The organism is Pseudomonas sp. R62 (genome assembly GCF_000257605.1).
Classification (GTDB): Bacteria; Pseudomonadota; Gammaproteobacteria; order Pseudomonadales; family Pseudomonadaceae; genus Aquipseudomonas; species Aquipseudomonas atacamensis.
Genome location: NZ_AHZM01000986.1, coordinates 1 through 531, shown reverse-complemented (window position 1 = coordinate 531; position 531 = coordinate 1). Strand labels below are relative to the sequence as shown.

The 531-nt window shown below is 67.2% G+C and carries 1 protein-coding gene; it reads right to left on the bottom strand.

The window, feature by feature from the left end:
- A partial coding sequence (locus OQK_RS01475; protein WP_016770786.1) for a protein adenylyltransferase SelO family protein occupies window positions 1-531 on the bottom strand: 531 nt, incomplete at both ends.

Below are 531 nucleotides of genomic sequence, written 5' to 3'. Positions count from 1 at the left end.
ATGTGGCTCGGCGCCAGACGCAGCACCATCGCCGCGCGTTCCTGCTTTTCCCGCCAGACCGGCGTGTCGGAGCCGATCACGCAGGCGGCCCGCGAAGACGGGATGTTCAGCGCAAACAGCGCCTCGGAGGCGAGAAACTCGCGAATCGATGAGCGCAGCACCGCGCGGCCATCGCCCATGCGCGAAAACGGCGTCTGCCCGGCGCCCTTGAGGTGCAAGTCCCAATGCTCGCCGGCGGTGTTGTACACCTCGCCCAGCAGCAGACCGCGCCCGTCGCCCAGTTGCGGGGTATAACCGCCGAACTGATGCCCGGAATACACCATCGCCCGTGGCTCGGCGTCGGCCCACAGCTTGTGGCCGCCAAACAGTTGCGCGAATTCTTCGGTTTCGGCGCTGGCCGGATCAAGATCCAACAGAGCCAGGGCGGCCGGGCTGGCGACCACCAGACGCGGATTGTCGATCGGTTCGGGCAGCACGTGCGCGGAGAACGCGTCGCCCAGGCGGGCGAAGCGGTTGTCGAAAGTCAGTTCG